The organism is Terrimonas alba, from assembly GCF_042434975.1.
GTDB lineage: Bacteria > Bacteroidota > Bacteroidia > Chitinophagales > Chitinophagaceae > Terrimonas_B > Terrimonas_B alba.
Genome location: NZ_JBHMQM010000008.1, coordinates 210,031 through 233,933 on the forward strand (window position 1 = coordinate 210,031; position 23,903 = coordinate 233,933).

Genomic DNA, 23,903 nt, shown 5'->3' on the forward strand with positions numbered 1-23,903 from the left:
TGTACCGCTGGCTATTTAATAAGTCTATTCGGGAAATAATTATTCATATGGGAATATTCTATACAATATTCCCACTTTATTTATACCTGTGAAAACACAACCAAAAAAGCCCCGCATTTGCGGGGCTTTGCTGTATAAAATGAATAAAGCTCATTGCCGGTATGATTTCCCGAACAATGTATGTCGTGATGATAAAACTTCCTTTACTTTTATTTCTTCTTTTTAGCCGCCTTCTTTGGAGTTGCTTTTTTAGCGGCAGCTTTTTTCGCCGCTGGTTTCTTTTCTTTTTTGGCAAATGCTCCGGGTATTTCCGCTTCAATCATCTTTTTGACATCATCAAGGCTCAGCGCTGCAGCTTCTTCTGCAGTGTATTTACTTTCATCAGCCTTGCGTCCCATCTTTACCATCTTTTTACCAAAGCGAATAAACGGACCCCAGCGACCATTTTCCAATGCAATTTTTTCTTCCGGCCATTGCTGAATAAACCGGTTGGCTTCCTTTTTTACTTTAGCATCGATCAGCTCATTGATGTCAGCTTGTTTTAAGTTATCAAAGTCATAACGACGGGGCACGTTAATAAACATTCCTTCCCACTTGATGAAGGGTCCAAACCGACCTTTGCCTTTAGTAACTGGCTTGCCATCATACATGGCTACTGGTGCATCAGCTTTCTTCTTTTCTTCAATAAACTCAATAGCTCTGTCGAGGTCAACAGTTGCGAGGTCTGTGCCTCTTGGTATTGAAATAAAATCATCGCCCCACTTTACATATGGACCAAAACGACCGATGTTCACCGAAATATCTTTATCCTCGTATTGTCCCAGCGTTCCCTGTATCTTGAACAGGTCCATGGCCTCTTCGTAAGTGATAGTTTCAATGCTTTGGCCGGTGGGTATTTTTGCAAAGCGCGGCTTCTCTTCATCATCGGCATGACCGATCTGTACCATTGGACCGTAGCGTCCCATTCGGGCAACAACAGGTTTGCCACTTTCAGGATCGGTTCCTAATTCTCTTTCTCCTTTTATCCGCTCGGCCGTTTCAATTGTTTTTTCTACATCCTTCTTAAATGGCTTATAGAAATCCTTCAGCATTTCATTCCACTTCATCTTTCCTTCAGCTACCTCGTCAAACTCTTCTTCGATGCGGGCAGTGAATCCATAGTCCATGATATCATCAAAATACTGTTTCAAAAAGTCGGTCACTACCAACCCAAGATCAGAAGGAAAAAGTTTTGATTTCTCCGCGCCAGTGTTTTCATGTTCCGTCACCTTGCTTACGGAATCTTTTACCAACTTCAACACCCGGTATTCCCGGCGAATACCCTCTTTATCTCTTTTTTCTACATAACCTCTTTTTAAAACAGTTGAAATAGTAGGCGCATAGGTTGAAGGACGACCTATGCCCAACTCTTCTAATTTCTTTACCAACGATGCTTCGGTATAGCGGGGTAGCGGCCTGCTGAAGCGTTCTGTTGCCTTCATTTCTTTCAATGGCAATACCTGGCTCACCCTCAACGGTGGCAACATACCTTCCTGTCCTGCGCCTGAAGATTCGTCTTCATTCGCATCATCATCATCCCTGTCCTCACGATATACTTTTAAAAAGCCATCAAACTTCAACACTTCTCCTGATGCGGTCAATTCTTCTTTATTGGTTGAAATAGAAATTTTTGCAATGGTTTTCTCCAATTCCGCATCAGCCATTTGGCTGGCCATCGTTCTTTTCCAGATGAGCTCATACAATCGTTTCCAATCAGCTTCTTCCACGGTAGTATTGTTCATGTAAGTGGGGCGGATCGCTTCGTGAGCCTCCTGTGCGCTTTCATTTTTGTTTTTATACTTTCTGAACTGGTGATATTTCTCACCGTACATGGACTTTACATTTTTGGTAATGTCACCCAAAGCCGTATCACTCAGGTTTACACTATCGGTACGCATATAAGTGATGTACCCGTTCTCATACAATTTTTGAGCGATCAGCATGGTTCGGCTTACACCATAGCCTAATTTCCGCGAGGCTTCCTGTTGCAATGTAGAAGTGGTAAATGGCGGGGCTGGAGAACGTTTGCCCGGCTTCACCTGTATATCGTTGACTTTATACTCAGCGCCGACGCAGCTTTTCAGGAAAGCTTCTGCATCATCGGCGGTATTTTGTTTTTTTCCTTCAGCTACAAATGTTACCGGCTTATCAGCAAGATCTTTTGCAGTAAAAAGTCCCTCTATTTTAAACGTACTGGTGGGAACAAAGGCATTGATCTCTCTTTCTCTTTCCGCAATCAAACGTACCGCTACACTTTGCACCCGCCCCGCACTCAGGTTATTGCGCATACTCATTTTGCGCCATAGCACGGGACTGAGCTCAAATCCTACAATACGATCGAGTATCCTGCGGGCTTGTTGCGCATTCACCAGGTTCATGTCTAAAGTACGGGGATTGGCTACTGCTTGTTTTATCGCCGGCTTGGTGATCTCATGGAAAACAATCCGCTTTGTTTTATTTGGATCAAGCCCTAATACTTCGCATAAATGCCAGCTGATGGCTTCACCTTCACGGTCCTCATCCGTAGCAAGCCAAACTTCGGTTGATTTGTTAGCCAGCGTCTTTAATTCTTTCACCACTTTTTCTTTGTCTTCTGAAACAATATATCGTGGTTCGAAATTTTTTTCCAGGTCAATGCCCATTCCCGCTTTTTCAAGATCACGAATATGCCCAAAACAGCTTTTTACCTGGAAATCACTTCCCAGGATTTTTTCGATCGTTTTAGCTTTCGCAGGGCTCTCTACAATTAAAAGGTTTTTCGCCATAATCACTCCATTATTATATATGCTACAACACCAAAAACAAGGGCTTCAAAAATCAAAAAAACCGCTGTCCGGCGGCCGCAAGTTAGAACAAGAATAATAATTTTTTCCGGAAACCAGCTTTCGCAGCATTGGGCATCGCCTGTTGCGTCGCCTTCTTGTACGTCCCAAACGCTTATCAGCTAAGGCTTTCAGGCAATACAGAACGACCGTTAATTCATTGTAAATGATTTTTAAAATAAATTTTCCTGTGGACCCGCTTATTACAAAAAAATCTATAATTCTGATTTTATTATCTCGGCTACGGCTTTTGCCCATTTTGCGTACTCTTTAGCCGAAGGGTGGAGACCATCTCCTGCGAGCAAGGTAGTATCAGTAGCAGCTTCCCGTGTGCCCGCGGTAATATCAATATAATGGACCTGGTATCGCTGGACAATTGATTTATTGGCTGCATTATAAGCATCAATTTCCCGGGTGATTTGCTGTCTGTCTCTTCCCTGTGCAAACGGAGTGACTCCCCAATCCGGAATCGATAAAACGATTACATGGCCGGCTTTACCGCCAGCAAACTGAATGGCTTTTTTAAGCAAGGCTTCGAATTGTGGGTTATAATCTTCAACCGACCGGCCGCGATATTGGTTATTTACACCGATTAATAATGAAACAAAATCATAGGACGAGAGCAGCGGATCAGCGGCGTTTGCCGACACGATACCGGCTTCCAACTCATCCGTGGTCCATCCTGTCCTGGCAATAATCCTGGCTGGTTGAAAATTCGTCTGGCCCCGGTTCAGGAAGCTTACCGTTTGATTCGGAAAATTATCGGCGGCCGGCACACTTTCTCCAATGGTATAAGAGTCTCCAAATGCCAGGTAAGAATATTTTTTTTCCATCGGCGGAGAAGTCGGAATTACAGGTACTGAAGGCATGGTCTCATTATTCTTCTTTTGACAGGTGCTATTGCCTGCAACAAAAATCAATATTAAGAAAATTAGCCTCATGCAGTGAACAAAATAAGTGTTTAGTTGGGCCCGGTAAATCAATATGAAAGCTATGTATAAAACGGCCATTACGGATTTAAATAATGTAAGTGATCATTATTTAGGGTAGTCATTCATGCGATGGTTGACACACATATCAAACAAAATCTGTAATAGTTTTGATAACCTGTGAATCCCGATAGATGCGTCTGTGTCCAAGCCCCTTTGTAATGACAAACCGGATATTGGGATGCGATTCCTTTTTTATCGGGTACACATCTTTTAATGGAGTGATTTTATCGTCCTCATCGTGTAGCCACAAAATCTTTGCTTTTATTTTTTGCAATGTCCGCCTGATAGAAAACCAGGGTACCTGCTGGCCGCTCATCTTCACAATTATTTTTTCAAACTCGTCTCTTACGGCTCCATCATTGATGTGGATAAATTTAAAAAAATGATCCAATGCCGTACTCGTTTCCGAAGCAGGAGCGATCAATACAACCCGGTAATTGACGTCATGTTTTATTTCGGCTAAAGCCATCATCACTGCCAGCCCGCCAAAAGAATGGGCAATGAAAGTTTGAATCGGGCCATATTTCTGGTGTATATATTTGATAAAATCCCGGTAGATAATGGCGTTTATTTGTTTGCCAGTACTTTTTCCATGGGCCGGGGCATCAAATGCCAATACTTCATATCCTTTTTTAACCAGGGCATTTACATAGCGGTCAAAATTAACCGCCGAAGATTCAAACCCGTGAGCGATCAGCGCTGTTCGGCTGGCGCCTTTATTCCAACGATATCCCACAATGGAAAACTGTTGAAATTTGAATTGCAATTTTTCTCCTTCTTTAAAAACAGCCGGCAATTCTTTGACATGCCTGGATTGCGGGGTGCAAAAAAGTTCGAATGCGTTCTCAGCTGCTTTCTTTTTGGAGATGGAAGAAAGAAGTTTGAATTTTGTCCGGATATAACGAAGGGCTACTCTTTGTGTAAATTTCATAAACAAATTGTTGATAAACGATTGACCCGGGTTATAGCCTACAAATCTATTTAATCATTTGCTAAAACAGGCAGCGGAGGCATCGGCATGGATATCGCAATAATCGGATCAGGAAATACAGCAGCAGTATTGGGACGAAAATTCATCTCAGCAAAACATAAGATCGTACAAATCGTTAGCCGCAATGCAAGTGCTGCCAGCCAGCTGGCTTATGAATGGGACACCGAGTCGGCTAACTATATGAGCTTGCTTGCAAAAAATGCCGATGTATACATCATAGCTGTTTCTGATAATGCGCTGCAGGAAGTGGTCAGTGATTTAAAACTACCCGGTAAAGTAGTTGCGCATACAGCAGGTTCTGTATCTAAAGATGTATTGCAACATGTTTCCAAACATTACGGCGTTTTTTATCCCCTGCAAAGTCTGCGAAAAGAAATTGCAGGTCTGCCGGATATCCCTATATTTTTCGAAGGAAGTGATGACAAGGCTACAAAAACTTTGCAACGTCTCGCCGAATCAATTTCGTTTGAGAAGCCAGGTCTCGCGGCGAGCGAAGACAGGTTGAAGTTACATGTAGCAGCGGTTATTGTAAATAATTTCACCAATCATCTTTATGTTTTGGCGGAAAGATATTGTCAAAGCGAGGGATTGGATTTTCACCAGTTGCTACCTCTGATAGAAGAAACTGTAAAACGCCTGAAAACGACATCACCCGCTGCTGCAATGACAGGGCCGGCTATCCGGCATGACCAGGGGACTATTCAAAAGCACCTGGAACTGCTTGCGAACCATCCGCAACTTCAAAAGATTTACCGCTTGCTTACGGAAAGTATCCAGGAGACCAAGTCGTAGATGCAGTTAAGAATAATCTTTTATGCACTCTTTTGATCAAAGCCCATATTGTTTTTACAATACATTTGCAGCCTGAACAGAAACAGATGTATACGATTAGTTTTAGATTTGCGCAAGATTTGGAGCCGGTATCATTAGCGGGTATTGAAAGCGGACAGACCTTGCTGGAGATAGCGTTAGCCAATGGAGTTCAGCTTAATCATAATTGTGGCGGCATTTGTTCCTGTACTACTTGTCATGTCTACGTTGAAAATGGCATGAAGCATTTTGAAAAGATGAACAGGAGGGAGGAAGACTATTTAAAAAGAGTAAAAAACACCAATGCAAATTCAAGACTGGCCTGCCAATTATTGTTATTGGAAGGCGAAAATGACATTGACATCCTGGTACCCGTTCAAACAGAAAAAGGTATTGAAAATAGAGCTTGATTATTGTTAACTGTCTTTGAAAAGATAATAACCATCCTAACGTAAAAGATGAACGATACTGACCTTTTTGAAAATATTACCACTTTTATCTTTGACGTTGACGGCGTGTTGACCGACGGTACGGTATTGGTTTTGGAAAATGGCTTGCAGGCCCGGCGAATGAGTATTAAAGACGGATATGCCCTTCAACTGGCTGTCAAGAAAAAATATCGTTTGTTGGTGGTGTCGGGTGCTGCAGCTTCGCCGGTTACGGACAGATTGCATAAGTTAGGAATCACGGATGTCTTTATGGGTATTGGCGATAAAAAGACTTTTATCAGTCATTATATCGCTAATCATAGTATAAGTGCCGGGCAGGTTTTATATATGGGCGATGACATACCAGACCTGCCGGCGATGAAATTAGTTGGTTTGCCGGTCTGCCCCTCCGATGCCGTACAGGAGGTAAAGGATGCGGCAAAATATATTTCGCCGGCATTCGGCGGCAGGGGCTGCGTCAGGGACGTTATTGAAAAAGCATTAAAAGCACAGGATAACTGGCAACATACTGATGACCTTGCTTCCAGGTAAAGAGCGGTTCATAGTTGTTATGTATCTTTCAAAAAAATAATTCATGAGATTGATCGCAGCATTTTTTAAAATGATCCGCCTGCAAAATCTTGTGTTTATTGCACTAACCCAGGTGCTCTTTCAGGTTTGCATTTATTACCCGCTCTATAAAGGAAACATACCCCCACATGACACCCGCAATTTTATTTTGTTGGTTATTGCATCATTAGTTATTGCTGCAGCCGGTTATATTATTAATGACTATTTTGACATCAACATTGACGAAGTAAACAAGCCGGAGAAAATGGTAGTTGATAAAGTGATCAGCAGGCGTTGGGCCATTGCCTGGCATTTTATCCTCAGCAGCGCCGGTATAGTGGCTACAGCGCTTGCATTACCGGTGTTTGAGAAATGGTATTTACTGGCAGGCAATATTCTTTGTGTGATCTTATTATGGTTATATTCTACTACGTTCAAACAGAAGCTGCTGATTGGAAATATTATTATCTCTCTTTTAGCAGGCTGGACTATTTTGCTGATATTTTTTTCCAAGGTTTCAATAGCAGATGCTTTTACGCCAGATCACCCGGGGCAGCCAAAATTGTTTCGCTTTGCATTTTTATACGCCGGTTTTGCTTTCATCATATCATTGATCAGGGAAGCGATAAAGGATATAGAAGATATGCCGGGTGATGCCCGCTACGGTTGTCGCACCATGCCTATAGTATGGGGAGTAAATGCAACGAAAGTCTATGTTGCCGTTTGGATGATAATATTGCTTGCCATCCTGGTGGTGATCCAGGTATATGTGCTACAATTCAGATGGTGGTGGGCGGTGGCGTATTGTATATTATTTATCATATTGCCACTGGCAATAATTTTTTTAAAATTGTTCAAGGCATCTTCCACCGCCGACTATCATAAACTAAGCAGCCTTACCAAAAGAGCAATGCTTACCGGTATACTTTCCATGATCTTTTTTTATTTCTACTTATGATCCCCAAAATCATTCTTGCATCACAGTCGCCCAGAAGAAAACAATTGCTCGAATGGGCCGAAGTGCCTTTTGAAATTGTAGTGAAGGAAACAGATGAATCATATCCCAGTGGTTTAGCCACTGAGGCTGTGGCGGTGCATATAGCCCGAAACAAAGCAGTTGCTGTTCAGTCGGTCGTAGCGGCTGATTCCGTTATCCTGGCTGCAGATACAATCGTAGTATTAGATGACCGTATTATTGGGAAACCCAAAAGCAGGGAAGAAGCTATATCGATTCTTCGTGATCTTTCCGGTCATAAACATGCCGTGATAACAGGAGTAGTTATCCGGCAGGAACAAAGGGAAATTGCATTTGCCGATACAACAGATGTCTATTTTCATGAACTATCAGATGAGCAAATTGAATTTTATGTAGATAAGTATAAGCCATACGATAAGGCCGGCGCTTATGCAATTCAGGAGTGGATTGGTGTTGTAGGTATTAAATCTGTAAAAGGGGATTTTTACAACGTGATGGGACTACCGGTAAGCAGGGTAGTACAGGAACTGCAAAATTTTTAAACTTTTAAGTTTGGCGGACGAGTTGTTCAAATTGAAATGGTTTCATAACTTAAGGAAATCAAAACCATTAAACCTTGCCTGTCACCGAACGTTTACTACAATTCATCTGGCGGTTCCAATACTTTAATAAAGCAGAATTAGCCACTGCAGAGGGCGAAAGACTGCAAATAATCCTGCCCGGGCAGTATAATAATAACCAGGGGCCTGATTTCACCAATGCAAAAATTGTTATTGGCAATACTACCTGGGCCGGCACGATAGAACTCCATATTAAAACATCCGATTGGCGAAAGCATAAGCATGAACATGACAGGAACTATGATAGTGTTGTCCTGCATGTAGTTTGGGACGATGATAACCCGGGTCTCTCATCTGAAGAAGTAAATACTATTCCTGTGCTGGAACTCAAAAACCGGGTGGCAAAAGTATTGCTGGACCGGTACGAGGAGCTGATGCATTCGCCGGCGTTTATACCATGCGAAAAAAGCATACATCTTGTTCGGGATATTACCTGGAAAAGCTGGAAAGAAAGGCTGTTGGCGGAACGTTTATTAAGAAAAGCAGCTATTGCTGAAAATTATCTTCAACAAAATAACTCTCATTGGGAAGAAGTTTTCTGGTGGATGCTCGCAAAAAACTTTGGAATGAAAGTAAATGCCGAAGCGTTTGAAACAATGGCAAGGTCACTTTCATTAAATATACTGGCAAAACATAAAAATCAAATTCACCAGGTTGAAGCACTGTTGATGGGACAAGCGGGGCTTTTAGACAAAAATTTTGAAGATGATTATCCTTCCCTTTTAAAAAGGGAATATAAATTCCTGAAATCAAAATACAATCTTGAACCCATTCATATGCCTTTATATTCTTTGCGCATGAGACCGGGAAATTTTCCTGTCATTCGCCTGGCTCAATTGGCCATGCTTATACACCAGTCATCGCATTTATTTTCAAAAATTAAGGAGACTGAATCTGCAAAAGAAATCCGGGAATTATTTGATGTAACGGCAAATGACTATTGGCATTATCATTACCAGTTTGACGAAACCTCTTCTTTCAGAAAGAAAAAAACCGGGGTGTCCATGGTCGATAATGTAATCATCAATACGGTAGCGCCGATACTTTTCGCATATGGCAGCTATCATAATGAAAATAAGTATAAGGAAAAGGCCCTGCATTGTCTTGAACAGGTTTCACCCGAAAAGAACGTCATTACAAAAGGCTTTGAAAAATTGAACATTGAAAATAAAAATGCCTGGGATTCCCAGGCACTGATTGAACTAAAGAATGAATACTGTTCTAAACATAAATGTCTTAGCTGCGCTACCGGCAATGCAATTCTTAAACAGCCGGCATAAGAACGGTCAGCCTTATTGTTTAAAGATTGTCCGGGCAAAATGGTTTGTTTTTGTTAGCATGTGAACAATATAAACACCAGTCTCAATATGATCCAGCACTGATATTTTTAATTGGTTAGCGGCATCCCGCCGCGATTTTGTTATGTTAATATTTCGTCCAGCCATATCCGTTAGTATTATCTTTTCAGGACACATCCCTACAGCATACGTGATAAAAAAACTATTGTCGAAAGGCATTGGATGAACCGTAATTTGTGAGTGACTACTGTTTTGGATTTTCGCAGCCTTGCTATAAATAGTTTTGCCGGTTGTTGGGTCTATATAGATGATCATATAGTAATTGTTTCCTGATAAAGGTGTTTTGTCAATAAAGGAAAAGAATGTCGCATTTGAACTGTTGGCGATCACACTGTCAATCATGTGATAGTTAATTCCATCGGCCGATCGTTTTACAGCAAACATTGCTGTTGGAATAGCGGCGGCTAATTGCCAGTTCAGCTTATTACCATCGACGGTGGCGACCGTATTAAATGACTTAAACTGTACCGGCAACACGAGGAATCCGTTACAGTTGTTGCAATTGGTAAAAACCTGTGCAGCTCCCCAGTTATTAGGCTGGCATCCCCACGGAATACAACTTGCGTCGGAACTATGACTGGCCCCAAGACAAGCATATAAAGCAGAGCTATTGGTCAAACTATTATAAAACTGCGAATACTGGTACACCTGCAAACAAGCATTGCCAGAGGAAACCGCATAACTATCTGTAACCTTATTAATCAAAACAGCCATCCTGGTTGTGCTTCCATCGCCCAAACAAACGGAGCCAGTCGCAGCTTGTGGGTCCGTTATAACTCCCCAGAACTCGGCATTACCATTGTTAACAAACCAGGAGTACGGGTTATTGATCACGAAATATTGATTTGACATTTTAAAAACTGACGAAGGCGTTGCATTGATGACCAGGTTAGGACTTGCTGAAGTTGCGCCATTATCCAGGGATAAGTTTCTTTGAATTTCACAAGTGCCATAATTGTAGATATAGGAGTTTCCTCTCAAAACCAAACCGGCGCCAATGCCCGAAGTAATGACTAACCTGGCTCCGGGCCTGACATAAATAGTCCCGCTATTCATGTAAAATTGATTAATAGAAAGATCGCCGCATACAACCAACGTACCTCCGTTTAGCGTAAGGCTATTCATCATGACGGTAGCTCCATAATACCATTTTGTATTGCCGGTATTCAGTGTCTCATCGTCTGTCAATAATGGCTCGGTGCCATTGCAGGCAGGCGGTGGCGGTGCCGTCAGGCATTGGGCAGAAACAAAAACCGGTTTTATGAAAAGGAAAAAAAGAAACAGAAAGCTGGCTTTGTACATAGGGTGACTTTTTGAGTTCAAATCACGAAAAAGCAGTGCCGCAATCTTTGCTACTAAAAATTGTGGGTTTAAGAGCCTTAATGTGATCCGTGCAATTGGATGTTTACAATTCTAAACTATACATTGCGACAGGCCCGGTCAAGCAACGCTGCAGTAACTAGCCTAATTCATGCATGAAGTGCAAAAAAATCTGTATGAAATAACTATTGCCAGGAGAAGTCTTTAATTATTTGTCAAGCCATTCTTTAAAATCAGATACTCTTTTCCTGCTTACAATAATTTCCTTATCCGCTACAGGTGACAGGTAAAGTTTTAAGCGGTTGCCAAAATAAGCATGTATCTCCCTGACCGTAGGCAGAGAGATAATATGCGACCTGTTGATGCGGAAGAAAGTAGCTGGCGAAAGAAGTTTTTCTAATTGCTCAATACGGTATTCCACCAAAAATTTTTGATTATCAAAAGTCTTTAAAAAAATGAACCGCTCTTGCGAAAAGAAATAGGCGACCTGTCCGACAGGAATGGACAGCAGGCGCTGTCCCTGTTTTACCAGGAACCGCTCTTTAAAAGAACCATTACCCGTATCCTTATCACTATTGTTAAGATGTTTTTTATTTGTTTCGGGGAGCCTGGTTTTTTCATTGTTTGCGTTCAGGAGACGACGCATAGTTCTGTACCTATAAGCAACAAAATTATACTCTTCAGAAATGGTGGAAAAAGTTACAACAGCCTTTATGTCTCCCGATCTTTTTGAGTGCATGAATGGAACAACTTCTTCATTCGCTAAAATGATATCCGGCTCTTTATTATTTGCAAGCCATACCGCCGCTGTTTGCATGTCATTTGTTATGCCGATTACCTGGATGGAATCATCGATTTGAGAAAGAAGATCTTTAATTTTTTGAGCCTTTGTTTTTTCATACTCAATCACGAGAACATTCATATCAAGTGGATTAACCTTAAAAAGCAAATGTTAACCAGCAAAAATGATATTCAAAAGAATATAAGCATCAAGTGCTTAAAGACGTGAATGAATTGCCTTTGGCTTAGCGATGAGGAAAGATTGTGTGTTAATATGGCTTCCGCCGACAAATGTTATGTTACTTGGTTTTGGGAAAAATACTTTCGGTCGCTTGGGGAACTTCATAGGGTTCAAAGCCAATAGAGAATTTCCGGCAAATCGGAGCCACCAGCACAGGCTTTATTTCCCGTTGATAGTGATAGCTTGCAGGGCTAATCGGGACGGGCCTTATTCATTGCTTTTATTCTTCACTGAGGCATCCGTTTCGCAGGTTGAGTCGTATTATAGATGGGTGCAGGTAGATTTTATCCCGCCGTTTTAAACTACAACGGAGGTCATTTCAATTTTTGCCCTAAATTTACGTTACTAATATAAACAGACGATTTGTGAAGAAACTCAGCCTGACCATCATTATTACCCTTATTGGCCTTGCCTCTTTTGCGCAAACCAGCAGGGAACAAAAAAGAGAAAGAAAGGAAGCGAAACGTCAGAAGATAAACGAGATGGTCCGACAGGCGGAGGAGGGAGTTTTAGTTTACCAAAAGCAAAGCATTTTTGGTATTCAATTGCGAACAAACGGGTACGGTGCTTTCTATGAACTTGGCAAGATGAAAAGCAACCGTAAGACCAACATCTACCGCCTCGACATTACAGAAATTAAGAATAGCAAAGAAGAAAAGGGACTTGGCCAAAATTTCATATTTGGCAATCCCTACATTTATGGAAAAATCAACAATTTCTACCAGGCGACTCTTGGTTTTGGACAACAGTATATTTTTGGCCAAAAAGGAAATAAGAATGGTGTCGCAGTAACCGGAATTTATAATGCAGGGCTGGCAATTGGATTATTACGACCTTATTATTTGAATGTAAGTGAAGGGGGAGAAGAAAGAGCAATCAAGTACACTACCGAGGACAGTGCATTATTTCTTGACCAAAGTGCGATCGTCTCTGGCGGTGGATTTGGTAAAGGCTGGGGTGAAATGAAAGTAAAACCGGGAGCTTTTGCTAAAGTTGCTATGCGGTTTGATTACGGACGATATAATGAAACCGTGTCTGCCCTTGAAATCGGTATGAGCCTGGAAGCATACGCCTCCAAAATTCCTATTATGGCGTTACAGGAAGATAAGCGAATGTTTTTCCAGGGCTATGTAGCTATACTTTTTGGCCGCCGAAAATGACCTAAGCCTGCTAACTAGTTATCTTCTCAATTTCCTCGTATTTTTGCTAAATGACAGAACTTCCAGTTGTTGCGATAAGTGATGAAAAGACTACCCGGGTGAAAAAGCCAGATTGGCTTCGTGTAAAACTTCCCATCGGCGAAAGCTACAAACATGTTCGCAATCTTGTAGACACGCATAAGCTTCATACCATTTGCGAGAGCGGTAATTGTCCAAACATGGGCGAGTGCTGGGGGGCGGGTACCGCTACTTTTATGATCCTTGGAAACGTATGCACCAGGAGCTGCGGTTTTTGCGCTGTAGCAACAGGGCGGCCAGAAGCAGTTGATTGGGATGAACCCCAGCGAGTGGCCGAGGCCATCCACTTAATGAAGGTGAAACATGCCGTTATTACCTCGGTCGACAGAGATGAATTAAAAGATGGGGGGGCGATGATCTGGCAAAATACTATTCGTGCTGTCAAAGCTCTCAATCCGGAAACAACACTTGAAACGCTGATTCCTGACTTTAAAGGGAAAAAAGAAGATATCGACCGAATTATCGGGGCAGCACCCGAAGTCGTTTCTCATAATATCGAAACGGTAGAAAGGTTAACCCGCCAGGTTCGCATTCAGGCAAAATATTGGAGGAGCATGGAGGTAATACGAATTCTTAAAGAAGGTGGCAGAAGAACTAAAAGCGGGATCATGCTTGGCCTCGGCGAGAAAAAAGAAGAAGTAATTCAAACTATCAGGGACCTCAAAGATAACGGGTGCGATGTCATTACCATCGGTCAATACCTGCAACCAACTGCCAAACATTTGCCCGTACAACGATTTGTACACCCGGACGAGTTTGCCGAATACCGGGAGATAGGTTATTCCCTGGGGCTTGATTATGTCGAAAGTGGCCCTTTAGTCCGGTCCTCTTACCACAGTGAAAGGCATGTTTACGCAGGGCTTGGCAGAAAAGAGTGGGAGATGAGTAAGGCAATCGCTTGATTTAAAAGTATTTAGTTTCCCTTTATTTCTTCTGTTTTTCGGAGCTGCTTCATCTTAGTAAAAATCCTAATTTAAATGAGGGTAAAAATACCCAATTTTATTTTTAAGGGTTTTCTGGTTGTAGAATATTTTTCCGAACGAGCTGTTTGGCACAATTTTGCGTGTCTAAACAAAAAATTCATCCATATGAAAAGGCTCGGTTATCCTTTAGCATTAGTATTTGTTTCTCTTGTTTTTGTGGTGTTTTTTACCACAATAACAGCAGTGACATTTGCGTCGTATTCCAAATCTGACAAGGGCAGTTCTGTTATTAAAGAACGGCTGAGTGGCTTTGGTGCGACCGTAAGAAGGTAAAACGACCTGTATAATAACCACACTACCTGATCGTCGATGAGATGAAAGGGGTAAATAATTGAGAATCCAATTCTATTAAACATCTTGAAAAAAAAGCCCGGCTAAACCGGGCTTTATCAATTTATTGCAAGATTTGTCTATAATGTTTATAGGTGAACAATCTTTCTTCCCCGGGCTACTTTTACCTTGTTAAGCGCTTTTAGCACTTCTTTCTTTTGAAGCTCCAGCGATTTCAATGTAACATCCGAATCAGGAATACAATTTTGATTAGCTTGTTTTAGTTCCTTTTGAATAGTGGAGAGATTGCTGATTGCAGTTGAGTAAGCGTGTTGAAGACTGTCCAATTTTATTTCGGCCAGGGCGGTGTTTAACTGCTCATTGACTTTATTCCAATTGATTTCCTCGTAGGCTATTTTGAGTTTGTCCTGGATATTTTCCCAATCAATCTTATTTACAGCCTTTTTATATTCGCCCTTGAGTTTTTCTTTTTCATTTTGAGTCATGGCTTCCGCAATACTTTTTTCCACCACTTTCCATTGATCTTCCAGCATCACTTTTTTGGACGCTGCAAGTGCTTCTTCCACTTGCTTCTCAGCGGCTTCGTCCAACTCGGGAATGATATCTTCAACATAATTTATATTGACAAAAGGTGCACTGTTGATCGATGTATTTGAAACGGGAATAGCGATCGCATCTTGCTTGCCGCTGTTGGCTTCAACTACTTTCCCAGCTTCCGGGGAAGCTGTGTGATTTATCGTCGGTTCTTTGGCGATTTCAATTGAAGGTGTTTTCTCCTGGCTGTATATTTCTTTTTCCGGGCTGATAAATGCAAATGGACCTGAAGCATCTGTCAGTAAACCAGGATTAAGTTTTGTCTCTATGCCGGACTTGCTTAACAATAATACTGCATTCAAACTAACAAAGCAGAATAAGGCGGCCACAACGCCAGCTATCCTGTTAAATGAAAACACTGGCTTTTTATTTATACCGAGAATACATTCAATTCGGTTCAGCAGCTCATTCTTCTTTCCTCCTGATGCTGCCACCGCTAATGATTGCGGGAGATGAGCAGCTTTTTCTAATGCAAGCAGAGCGGATGCATAGCCATAGGGCTCATATTGAAACTGCAATACAATTTCATCGCAGTTTTTTTCCCTTTCGGTTTCAATAATTTTAGAAAAAGCTTTGACAAACGGGTTGAAGTAAAGAACTGTCTGAATGATTCTTGTCAGAAGATTTACCAGGTAGTCGAAACGCCTGATATGCGAAAGTTCATGTAGTAAAACAGCTTCAATTTGGTGAACAGTCAAATGGTTGACAGCTGCAGCTGGCAAAAGAATAATTGGCTTGAGATAACCAACGGTAACCGGAGATTTTACAAATTCGGAAACCCAGATAGGTACTTTTTTCTTTATTCCCATTTGCGCCGCAATTTTCTGCACAAATATCCGCCAGCGAACCTCGGCCTTCAGAAGCCCCGAACTACGGATGGCTTGAACATAGCGGTAGTTGCGAATAAAATTCAAAACGGGAAAGATCAGTAATGAAAGATACAGAATTGATCCTATTGGCAACAGCCTGGAAAACCATGAGCTTACCTCAGCATTTCCATTGATCGTAATGAAAGCACTGACACTGGCAACAGGACTTTCAGTCAGTAGAACAAAAAAGGTGAACACAAACCAGCCAAAACCCGTAAACAACAGGGAAGCTGCCAATGAGTTTTTTTGTGAAGAAGTTAATTTCCTGAATAAAGCAGTCGCTAATTGGTAAACCACCCACAACAATGCCATTTGCCACAAGCTGTTAATTACAGCCCATCCCAATGCCTGCAGAAAGTTGGATTGACCGATTGCAAACATTTTTATTGTTTTTTCAGATCATTTAATAAGGCTTGTATTTTTTCAAGCTCATCCGGGCTGGTTTTGTGCTCGCCCAGAGCCTGTATCACCAGCTGAGTAGGGGAGCCGCCAAACAGGTTGTCGATCATTTTACCCAACAAATGTTTTTGTGTTTTTTCTTTATTTACCGCGGCCTGGTAAACATGTGTCCGCATTGAATCATCTCTTTTCACTAAGCCCTTTTCATTCATGATCTGCATTAGTTTAAGAGTAGTAGTGTAACCGACATCTTTGGTTGCGGCTAAGCCTTCATGCACCTCCCGCACCGTCGCTAATCCTTTTACCCAAAGTATCTGTAATATCTCTAATTCACTTTCAGTTGGTTTTATACTTTTTATCGTTGACATGGGTTTTAAGTTTTACCTGCCGAATATACGACTATTTTCGTATTGGCATAATTCTGTAAGCTTTTTTAATTTTTTTTAACAGTGTTAACTATGAAACGCAACTGCTTACAAAAGGTTACAGGCAGGTATAATTTTATTCGTTCAGCTTTTGTCGGTCGGTATAATTACTTCGGTAATGGTGCCATTGCCGGGTGAACTATTAATGATATAAGTACCGCCCATCATGATGGCCCGTTCACGCATACCGACCAGGCCCAACGTTTTTTTGTGTTCAACAAGAGAAGTATTAAATCCTTTTCCGTCATCTTCGATAAGCATGATAATTTCTTCTTCCTGGATATTTAAAGAGATGTCGACTCTTGTAGCTTCGGCGTGTCTCGCAATATTGGTAAGTGATTCCTGGAATATGCGAAAAAGTCCAATACGTTTTTTATCCGTCAGAGTTATTTCTGTAAAGTCGGTTGTGAAATTTGTTTTCAAGCCGGTTCTTTTTTCAAAATCCCTGCTATGCCATTCCATTGCCGGTACAAGACCTAGTTGATCCAACACATTCGGTCGCAGTTCGTGGGATATTTTCCTTACCGCTTTTACCATCTCATTAATCAGGTCGATTACTTTATTAAATTCTGTTGAGAGCCTGGTATCGCTCCCCGCAATACTTTTATCCAGTAACGAAACATTCATTTTTAATACGGTCAGGTGTTGTCCTAGTTCATCATGAATTTCCCTGGCAATATGTAGTCTTTCTTCTTCTCTCACGTTTTCCAGGTGATTGCTGAGCAGGCGGAGATCTTCTCTTGATTGTATCAGTTCCACCTCCACTTTCTTCGCTTCTGTTGTATCTCTTACAAGGGCCAATACATCATCTGTTTGATGGGGTACAAATCTTGCTTCATAACTTCTAATGGCCCCATCAACTTCTAATTGATAACTATAACTTAGTACCTGGCCTGTACGCAAAACTTTGTCAACATAAATCATGATATTGGTGGCTACGGGCTGGGGGAGTACTTCGGCTACATTCCGCATGATAAATTGTTGAGGGCTCATAAGAGTTTGCAGCCCGATAGGGTTGCTGTAATCAACAATACATCCTTCCTTGTCTATTACATACAGCATATCGGGAAGGGCGTTGACAATCGCTTTATTTCTTTTTTCGCTTTTATCCAACTCTGCTGTCCGTTCATCCACCAATTTTTTTAATCGTAAAGGCGTCTTGCCGGCATAGCTGGCGAATATGCTTCCTAATATCGATAATATAAGCCCTAAAATGGCTACAGGCATAGCTGCCTGGAAAGCCTTGTGACCTTTGACCGGTACAATCGACAGTCTCCATTCCCCGTCAGGCACTGATACAGATGCTTCATATTGACTTGTTGAAAAACCTCTCAGCGGAAGAAAAAATTCTTCCTTGTTGGTGTCCGGGTTGATTTTAGATAGCTGGAAATAGTAACCTGACTTGCCGGTAGTATCTATGCCCGCTGCGTTTAGCAGCGTTGCCAGCCGGATAACAACAGCCGAGAATCCCCAGAAATTATTATTAATAAAAATAGGCAGCCTGCCTACTACGCCAACTCCGCCTTGTCTTAACTCAAACGGACCGGCAAAGAATAATTCTCTTTTTTCGATGGCTTTATAGGCCTCTTTATTGCGTGTCTTATCTTCCAGTATGTTATAGCCGATCACCTCCTTATTCTCTTCCATTGGATAGACATATTTAATAGTGCCACCCGGAACGAGTTGTAAGGCATCAATGTATTTATGTGCTTTGTAAATAAGAGGAGCAATAGAATCAAAATTGTGTACTGTACCCTTTCGGTCGATTAATAAAGACATGGCCTGGGTAGCTGACAAACTATATTGAAGTCCTGTTGATAAACGGCTATGCACTGACTCTGTTACGTTGTATGCCTTTTCCCTTTCCTCATTTGCAACAATTTTATAACGCTGATAGGAGAGGAAGGCGGTAACAGAAGCCAATAAAACAAAAGTTAGTAACCCCGCCCAAAAAGGCCGGATGAACAATCCTGTTGATGAGGCATTCCTTTTTCCCGGACTCATTTTGCTGGAATTAAGCGAATCAATGGTGGAAAATTGCGGCAGGCTCGTTATCTATTGTAAGCTACAACAATTTTGTGCTTCATTATAAAGCAAGTAATGTACAGCCTTCCAATAAAAAAATAGCCCCCCTGTAGAAACAGCGGGACTATGTGATAATGGTTCTGATTAAGCTCTTACAATTATTTGTACTGAACTGTATTTTCTTTTTCGATCATAGCAGTTGCTCTTTCATTTTTTACTTCCTCTTTTTTGGCTTCTGCATGTGCCTGATTCGTTCCGCTTATCTGTGCCAGGGTCGGAGCAATAACCAAAGATACAATAGACATCAATTTAATAAGAATATTCATTGATGGGCCAGACGTATCTTTAAAAGGGTCACCAACCGTATCACCAGTTACAGAGGCTTTATGCGGCTCTGATTTTTTGTAATACATTTGGCCATTTATTTCCACGCCTTTTTCAAATGACTTCTTTGCATTATCCCAGGCGCCTCCGGCATTGTTTTGAAACATACCCATCAATACTCCACTTACAGTAGCACCTGCAAGGAAGCCACCTAATGCTTCAGCACCTAAGCCAGGAGCAAAACCAATAATAAGAGGAGAGATGATGGCGATAGCACCCGGCAGCATCATTTTTTTAATAGAAGCCTGCGTTGAGATCGCTACGCATTTATCATATTCAGGTTTGCCTGTTCCCTCCATGATACCGGGAATAGATTTAAACTGGCGTCTTACTTCTTCCACCATCGCCATAGCAGCTTGTCCAACCGCACGAATAGCTAAAGAAGAAAAGATGAACGGGATCATGGCACCAACAAACAAACAAGCTAATACATTCGCTTTATAAATATCGATGCCCGTAATTCCGGCAACACCAACAAACGCTGCAAACAAAGCCAACGCTGTTAAGGCAGCAGAGGCAATGGCAAAACCTTTACCCGTTGCTGCGGTTGTATTACCTACTGCGTCGAGAACATCGGTTTTTTCACGAACATCAGCCGGCAGTTCACTCATTTCTGCAATACCACCAGCATTGTCAGCAATGGGTCCGAAGGCATCGATTGCTAATTGCATAGCTGTTGTGGCCATCATACCGGCCGCCGCAATAGCTACACCATATAAACCGGCGCACTCATAAGAACCCCAGATACCGCCAGCCAAAACCAGTATTGGTAAAAACGTCGATTCCATGCCGATAGCCAAGCCACCGATTACATTCGTTGCATGACCTGTTGATGATTGGCGAATAATGGATAATACGGGACGCTTACCCATGGCAGTATAGTATTCAGTAATGATACTCATCAATGCGCCTACCAAAAGGCCTACGCCGATAGCACCCATTACACCCCATTTGGTAAACAAGGTGCCACGCAGTTCCATTGTTTCGGGAAGCAGCCAATAAACAAGGCCAAAGGCTGCAAAAGCTGTTAATATTATCGATCCCCAGTTACCCATGTTCAATGCTTTTTGAACGGTATTGGTATTGATACCGGCAGAGTCGCTGATGCGGACAAATAAAGTACCGATAATAGAAAATAATATACCTACTCCAGCAATCAGCATCGGTAATATAACCGGTGAAAAGCCACCTAAGGTATCAGCATCGATAACTCTTGTTTGCTGGCCCAGTACAATGGTCGCTAACACGGTAGCGACATAAGAACCGAAAAGGTCTGCTCCCATACCGGCTACATCACCTACGTTGTCGCCTACATTATCCGCGATGGTAGCAGGGTTTCTTGGATCATCTTCAGGAATGCCCGCTTCCACTTTTCCTACGAGGTCGGCACCTACGTCAGCGGCTTTTGTATAAATACCACCACCTACACGGGCAAAAAGAGCGATAGATTCAGCACCTAGCGAAAAGCCTGTTAAGACTTCTATTGTGCGGATCATTTCATCAGAGTTGATAGCCGCACCTGGAGCAAAACAATATTTTAATACGATATATAAACCACCCAAACCAAATACCGCAAGACCGGCAACACCTACGCCCATTACAGCACCACCCGTAAAGGATACATTCAGTGCTTTGCTTAAACTTGTACGGGCAGCCTGGGCCGTACGTACATTAGCTTTCGTCGCAGCTTTCATACCTATATATCCTGCGGTAGCGCTTAATACGGCACCAATCACAAAGGCTATTGCAATTGCCCAATGGGAATGGGGATTAGCAGTTGCCATTACCGCCAGCAAAATGCCAACTATAACTACGAAATAGCCTAATACTTTCCATTCAGCTCTTAAAAATGCCATTGCACCTTCCGCAATATAATTGCTGATTTCTTTCATACGGTCTGTTCCCGCATCCTGCTTTCCAACCCAGTTAAACTTGGCAAGGGTATATAGCAACCCGATAATGCCCATAACGGGAACGAGATAGATCAGTTTGTCCATAAGCGTAGCTTCTTAATAAAAATTTAAAGGAGGGCAAAGATAGGGGATAGACCAGTATTTCAAAACATAATCTATCAAGGGTTTAAGGCTGGTAGCGCCGGGAGCCAGATGAGGAATGCAGTCCACAAAAAACGGGGATAAAAAGGGCTTTTTTCACCGGGCACGGGCAAGAAAACCAGCGTCTTCGGCCGTAAAAGGCACGTGGCATATAGCTTGTACCTTTAATAATATGCGGACGTGTATTATAATCTTAGTGCTCTTAGGACTCCACCTGTCCGGAATAGGCCAGGAAACTGACAGTAGTCGCATGGTGACAGACAGTATAACAATGATGGTGGATAGTACACAGCCATTCGGGTCTATAACGCCGCCAGCAAAACAAGGACCCGTTTATAAATTAAGAGCTGGCTCCGATATTCCCATAACAGCAATCGGTACCGGCTGGAGTTTATACGCCTTCACCCAGATTTACAGCAAGGATAAGTCGAGCGAAGAAAAAATATTGAGTCTTGACAAGAACAATATTCCTTCGTTCGATCGGCATGGAGCAAGTGTCTATCACGACAAGGCCAATGATGTGGGAAATATGATATTTTATGGTTCCATGCCACTACCAGTAATATTGATGTTTGACAAAAAGATTCGCAAAGACGCATTTAAAATTGCGACACTGTACCTTGAATCAATGGCTGTAACTGGATTGTTGTATACGGGATCTGTTTATTTAACTGATCGCTACAGGCCTTATGCTTATAACCCGAATGTGGATATGGCTACAAGAATGAGAGGCGGTGCAAAGAATTCATTTTTTGCCGGGCATGTCGCCCTGGTGGGAACCTCCACTTTTTTTATTGCAAAAGTTCTGAACGATTATCATCCCGAGTCAAAAGTAAAATGGTTGCCATTTACACTCGCAGGACTCACCACTGGTACTACCGCTTATTTACGCTACAGAGGGGGGCAGCATTTTCTTTCTGATATTTTAATTGGCACTGCAGTAGGTACGCTTTCCGGTATTTTAGTTCCGCATGTACATAAGAATAAAGACATTTCGGAACGGAGGTTGTCATTTACTGCATCTTACCTGGGAGATACTCCACAATTTGGCTTTACATATAAGCTAACTAAATAGAGAGGTGAAGGAAAGCTTCCGGTACTTGTTCAACAATATCGCCGGCGATCATTGCTTCCATCGAATACCTTTCGGCAGCCATATCGCCGGCTAAGCCATGCAGATAAACGCCGAGTATGGCCGTTTGTTCAGATGAATACCCCTGGGCCAGTAAACCGGTAAGTATTCCTGTGAGCACATCGCCACTTCCACCTGTTGCCATGCCTGCATTTCCTGTGGTATTGAAAAAAGCTTTACCGGCAGGCGTTGCAATGAGTGTATGATGGCCTTTTAAAACTATGACCACTTTAAATTCTTTGGCTTTTAGCATAGCAAGGTCTATTCGCTCAAACTCATCGGAAGTTTCTCCGAATAATCGTTCAAATTCTTTTGGATGAGGTGTTAAAATGGAGTCAACAGGAAGAACTTGTAAAAGCTCTTTATCTGCTGACAGGTTATTGAGAGCATCAGCATCAAGCACCGCCGGTTTTTTGTAGGCAGATAAAACTTCCTTTATCATGGTCCTCGTTTCCGATGCGGTACCAATGCCCGGGCCAATACCAATAGCTTTGTATTTTGACAGATCGTCTTCCAGCTTTGTAATAAACGAAGAATTAAAATCCGTCATGACCATTGCTTCCGGTAACGCCGTTTGCATGATATCATAGCCACATGTAGGAATATGACAGGATAATAGCCCCACACCGCTGCGGAGACAAGCTTTGGAAGATAAAACTGCCGCACCCATTTTGCCATAACTGCCGGCAATCATCAATGCATGACCAAAATTTCCCTTGTGACTAAAACGATTTCTTTTTTTATAAATCGAACGTACGCTGGTATCATCAATGATTTCCTGAGTAGAAGATGTCGATTGATAGAAGCCGGGATGCAAACCGATATCCAGTATATGCACGTCGCCAATAAATTCACTATTCTCGGCCACGAGGAATGCTTTTTTATAACATTGAAAGCTTAAAGTATGATCAGCTTTAATGATTGTTTGCCCCCGGGATGAACGGTCGGTAAACAAGCCACTCGGGATATCGATTGCAATAATTTTACAACCTGACTGGTTGATATGATCGACTAGCTTTGCTGTGACCCCTTCCAGACCCCGGTTTAACCCAGAGCCAAATAATGCATCAATTATAATTTCGTCAACGTTAATCGAGTGAAATTGTTCTTCCGTTTGAATAAACCGGATACCAACTTCCGGTTGTTGATGAAGCCTGGCGAGGTTGATTTGAAAGTCGTTTGTTCCCTTATGACCAAATTCGAGAATGTAAACGGTAACGGAACATTGCATCGCGGCCAGCATTCGGGCAATCGCTAATCCATCCCCGCCATTATTGCCTTTGCCACAAAAAATATGAAACGGTTTACCAACAAAGTCATTTCGCTCCAGCCAATCTACACATTTTGCAGTGGCTCTCTCCATCAGGTCTATGGAAGAAACCGGTTCATTTTGTATGGTGTATTGATCCCATTGGCGTATTTGTTCAGCCGAAAATAGCTTCATGTGTACAGTTTTAGGGGATGAATGTCACATGCATCTGCTAAAGTTTTTTATCGATAAAAATAAATTTGCGCAAAAACTTCGTGGCACCTTTCAGGACTTAAAGGTGAGAAACTATTTT

20 protein-coding genes are annotated in these 23,903 nt (G+C 42.1%); 10 read left to right on the forward strand and 10 right to left on the reverse strand.

All coding sequences use genetic code 11. From position 1 onward, the window contains the following. Positions 1-209 precede the first annotated feature (209 nt). From topA to ACFEL9_RS22105, 3 genes are all read right to left on the reverse strand, one after another. A complete protein-coding gene (topA, locus tag ACFEL9_RS22095; protein WP_385894660.1) occupies positions 210-2,804 on the reverse strand; it encodes a type I DNA topoisomerase in 2,595 nt (864 codons plus the stop codon). A 272-nt stretch (positions 2,805-3,076) separates the two neighbouring features. Further along, positions 3,077-3,802 carry an SGNH/GDSL hydrolase family protein gene (locus ACFEL9_RS22100; protein WP_385894661.1) on the reverse strand — a complete coding sequence of 242 codons (726 nt, stop codon included), beginning with the start codon at positions 3,800-3,802 and terminating at the stop codon, positions 3,077-3,079. A gap of 136 nt (positions 3,803-3,938) precedes the next feature. Further along, positions 3,939-4,784, reverse strand: a complete 846-nt coding sequence (locus ACFEL9_RS22105) for an alpha/beta hydrolase (RefSeq protein ID WP_385894663.1) — start codon at positions 4,782-4,784, stop codon at positions 3,939-3,941. Between the two features lie 87 nt (positions 4,785-4,871). Between ACFEL9_RS22105 and ACFEL9_RS22110 the strand changes: the two genes are divergently transcribed. From ACFEL9_RS22110 to ACFEL9_RS22135, 6 genes are all read left to right on the forward strand, one after another. Further along, complete coding sequence (locus ACFEL9_RS22110) at positions 4,872-5,636, forward strand: Rossmann-like and DUF2520 domain-containing protein (protein ID WP_385894664.1); 765 nt, start codon at positions 4,872-4,874, stop codon at positions 5,634-5,636. Positions 5,637-5,722: 86 nt separating this feature from the next. Further along, complete coding sequence (locus ACFEL9_RS22115) at positions 5,723-6,064, forward strand: 2Fe-2S iron-sulfur cluster-binding protein (protein ID WP_385894665.1); 342 nt, start codon at positions 5,723-5,725, stop codon at positions 6,062-6,064. A 48-nt stretch (positions 6,065-6,112) separates the two neighbouring features. Then, positions 6,113-6,634 carry a KdsC family phosphatase gene (locus ACFEL9_RS22120; protein ID WP_385894667.1) on the forward strand — a complete coding sequence of 174 codons (522 nt, stop codon included), beginning with the start codon at positions 6,113-6,115 and terminating at the stop codon, positions 6,632-6,634. 43 nt (positions 6,635-6,677) lie between these two features. Beyond that, a complete protein-coding gene (locus ACFEL9_RS22125; RefSeq protein ID WP_385894669.1) occupies positions 6,678-7,610 on the forward strand; it encodes a geranylgeranylglycerol-phosphate geranylgeranyltransferase in 933 nt (310 codons plus the stop codon). Then, a complete protein-coding gene (locus tag ACFEL9_RS22130; RefSeq protein ID WP_385894670.1) occupies positions 7,607-8,170 on the forward strand; it encodes a Maf family nucleotide pyrophosphatase in 564 nt (187 codons plus the stop codon). The genes ACFEL9_RS22125 and ACFEL9_RS22130 overlap by 4 nt, the downstream gene beginning before the upstream one ends. Positions 8,171-8,244: 74 nt before the next feature. Next, on the forward strand, positions 8,245-9,528 hold the full coding sequence (locus ACFEL9_RS22135) for a DUF2851 family protein (RefSeq protein WP_385894672.1): 1,284 nt from the start codon (positions 8,245-8,247) through the stop codon (positions 9,526-9,528). A 12-nt stretch (positions 9,529-9,540) separates the two neighbouring features. Here ACFEL9_RS22135 and ACFEL9_RS22140 read toward each other — a convergent pair whose 3' ends face one another. Both ACFEL9_RS22140 and ACFEL9_RS22145 read right to left on the reverse strand, forming a co-directional pair. Next, positions 9,541-10,908, reverse strand: coding sequence for a T9SS type A sorting domain-containing protein (locus ACFEL9_RS22140; RefSeq protein WP_385894674.1), 1,368 nt, complete (start codon positions 10,906-10,908; stop codon positions 9,541-9,543). 226 nt (positions 10,909-11,134) lie between these two features. Further along, positions 11,135-11,848, reverse strand: coding sequence for a LytR/AlgR family response regulator transcription factor (locus ACFEL9_RS22145; protein WP_385894675.1), 714 nt, complete (start codon positions 11,846-11,848; stop codon positions 11,135-11,137). A 464-nt stretch (positions 11,849-12,312) separates the two neighbouring features. Between ACFEL9_RS22145 and ACFEL9_RS22150 the strand changes: the two genes are divergently transcribed. From ACFEL9_RS22150 to ACFEL9_RS22160, 3 genes are all read left to right on the forward strand, one after another. Beyond that, positions 12,313-13,107: a hypothetical protein gene (locus ACFEL9_RS22150; protein ID WP_385894676.1), complete on the forward strand. Its 795-nt coding sequence runs from the start codon at positions 12,313-12,315 to the stop codon at positions 13,105-13,107. Positions 13,108-13,157: 50 nt separating this feature from the next. Beyond that, on the forward strand, positions 13,158-14,087 hold the full coding sequence (gene lipA, locus ACFEL9_RS22155; protein WP_385894678.1) for a lipoyl synthase: 930 nt from the start codon (positions 13,158-13,160) through the stop codon (positions 14,085-14,087). 186 nt (positions 14,088-14,273) lie between these two features. Continuing rightward, positions 14,274-14,441, forward strand: coding sequence for a hypothetical protein (locus ACFEL9_RS22160; protein ID WP_385894680.1), 168 nt, complete (start codon positions 14,274-14,276; stop codon positions 14,439-14,441). A gap of 146 nt (positions 14,442-14,587) precedes the next feature. On the opposite strand, the gene ACFEL9_RS22165 is transcribed toward ACFEL9_RS22160, so the two are convergent. The 4 genes from ACFEL9_RS22165 to ACFEL9_RS22180 all read right to left on the reverse strand — a co-directional run bounded on the left by ACFEL9_RS22165 (position 14,588) and on the right by ACFEL9_RS22180 (position 21,152). Further along, positions 14,588-16,303, reverse strand: coding sequence for a M56 family metallopeptidase (locus ACFEL9_RS22165; protein ID WP_385894681.1), 1,716 nt, complete (start codon positions 16,301-16,303; stop codon positions 14,588-14,590). A 2-nt stretch (positions 16,304-16,305) separates the two neighbouring features. Continuing rightward, entirely contained in the window at positions 16,306-16,689 is a 384-nt protein-coding gene (locus ACFEL9_RS22170) for a BlaI/MecI/CopY family transcriptional regulator (protein ID WP_385894683.1), read from the reverse strand. A gap of 141 nt (positions 16,690-16,830) precedes the next feature. Then, positions 16,831-18,750 (reverse strand): histidine kinase, encoded by a 1,920-nt coding sequence (locus tag ACFEL9_RS22175; protein ID WP_385894684.1) that lies wholly within the window; start codon positions 18,748-18,750, stop codon positions 16,831-16,833. 179 nt (positions 18,751-18,929) lie between these two features. Continuing rightward, entirely contained in the window at positions 18,930-21,152 is a 2,223-nt protein-coding gene (locus ACFEL9_RS22180; RefSeq protein ID WP_385894685.1) for a sodium-translocating pyrophosphatase, read from the reverse strand. A 307-nt stretch (positions 21,153-21,459) separates the two neighbouring features. On the opposite strand from ACFEL9_RS22180, the gene ACFEL9_RS22185 reads away from it, so the two are divergent. Continuing rightward, positions 21,460-22,284 carry a phosphatase PAP2 family protein gene (locus ACFEL9_RS22185; RefSeq protein WP_385894687.1) on the forward strand — a complete coding sequence of 275 codons (825 nt, stop codon included), beginning with the start codon at positions 21,460-21,462 and terminating at the stop codon, positions 22,282-22,284. On the opposite strand, the gene ACFEL9_RS22190 is transcribed toward ACFEL9_RS22185, so the two are convergent. Then, positions 22,277-23,785, reverse strand: coding sequence for an NAD(P)H-hydrate dehydratase (locus ACFEL9_RS22190; RefSeq protein WP_385894688.1), 1,509 nt, complete (start codon positions 23,783-23,785; stop codon positions 22,277-22,279). The genes ACFEL9_RS22185 and ACFEL9_RS22190 overlap by 8 nt on opposite strands. Positions 23,786-23,903: the final 118 nt, after the last annotated feature.

Coding starts and splice junctions, on each gene's coding strand:
- ACFEL9_RS22140 (WP_385894674.1), bottom strand. CDS start 10,908: ATGTACAAAGCCAGCTTTCTGTTTCTTTTTTTCCTTTTCATAAAACCG.
- ACFEL9_RS22185 (WP_385894687.1), top strand. CDS start 21,460: ATGGTGACAGACAGTATAACAATGATGGTGGATAGTACACAGCCATTC.
- ACFEL9_RS22180 (WP_385894685.1), bottom strand. CDS start 21,152: ATGGACAAACTGATCTATCTCGTTCCCGTTATGGGCATTATCGGGTTG.
- ACFEL9_RS22175 (WP_385894684.1), bottom strand. CDS start 18,750: ATGAGTCCGGGAAAAAGGAATGCCTCATCAACAGGATTGTTCATCCGG.
- ACFEL9_RS22115 (WP_385894665.1), top strand. CDS start 5,723: ATGTATACGATTAGTTTTAGATTTGCGCAAGATTTGGAGCCGGTATCA.
- ACFEL9_RS22130 (WP_385894670.1), top strand. CDS start 7,607: ATGATCCCCAAAATCATTCTTGCATCACAGTCGCCCAGAAGAAAACAA.
- ACFEL9_RS22105 (WP_385894663.1), bottom strand. CDS start 4,784: ATGAAATTTACACAAAGAGTAGCCCTTCGTTATATCCGGACAAAATTC.
- topA (WP_385894660.1), bottom strand. CDS start 2,804: ATGGCGAAAAACCTTTTAATTGTAGAGAGCCCTGCGAAAGCTAAAACG.
- ACFEL9_RS22125 (WP_385894669.1), top strand. CDS start 6,678: ATGAGATTGATCGCAGCATTTTTTAAAATGATCCGCCTGCAAAATCTT.
- ACFEL9_RS22145 (WP_385894675.1), bottom strand. CDS start 11,848: ATGAATGTTCTCGTGATTGAGTATGAAAAAACAAAGGCTCAAAAAATT.
- ACFEL9_RS22100 (WP_385894661.1), bottom strand. CDS start 3,802: ATGAGGCTAATTTTCTTAATATTGATTTTTGTTGCAGGCAATAGCACC.
- ACFEL9_RS22120 (WP_385894667.1), top strand. CDS start 6,113: ATGAACGATACTGACCTTTTTGAAAATATTACCACTTTTATCTTTGAC.
- ACFEL9_RS22165 (WP_385894681.1), bottom strand. CDS start 16,303: ATGTTTGCAATCGGTCAATCCAACTTTCTGCAGGCATTGGGATGGGCT.
- lipA (WP_385894678.1), top strand. CDS start 13,158: ATGACAGAACTTCCAGTTGTTGCGATAAGTGATGAAAAGACTACCCGG.
- ACFEL9_RS22110 (WP_385894664.1), top strand. CDS start 4,872: ATGGATATCGCAATAATCGGATCAGGAAATACAGCAGCAGTATTGGGA.
- ACFEL9_RS22160 (WP_385894680.1), top strand. CDS start 14,274: ATGAAAAGGCTCGGTTATCCTTTAGCATTAGTATTTGTTTCTCTTGTT.
- ACFEL9_RS22170 (WP_385894683.1), bottom strand. CDS start 16,689: ATGTCAACGATAAAAAGTATAAAACCAACTGAAAGTGAATTAGAGATA.
- ACFEL9_RS22190 (WP_385894688.1), bottom strand. CDS start 23,785: ATGAAGCTATTTTCGGCTGAACAAATACGCCAATGGGATCAATACACC.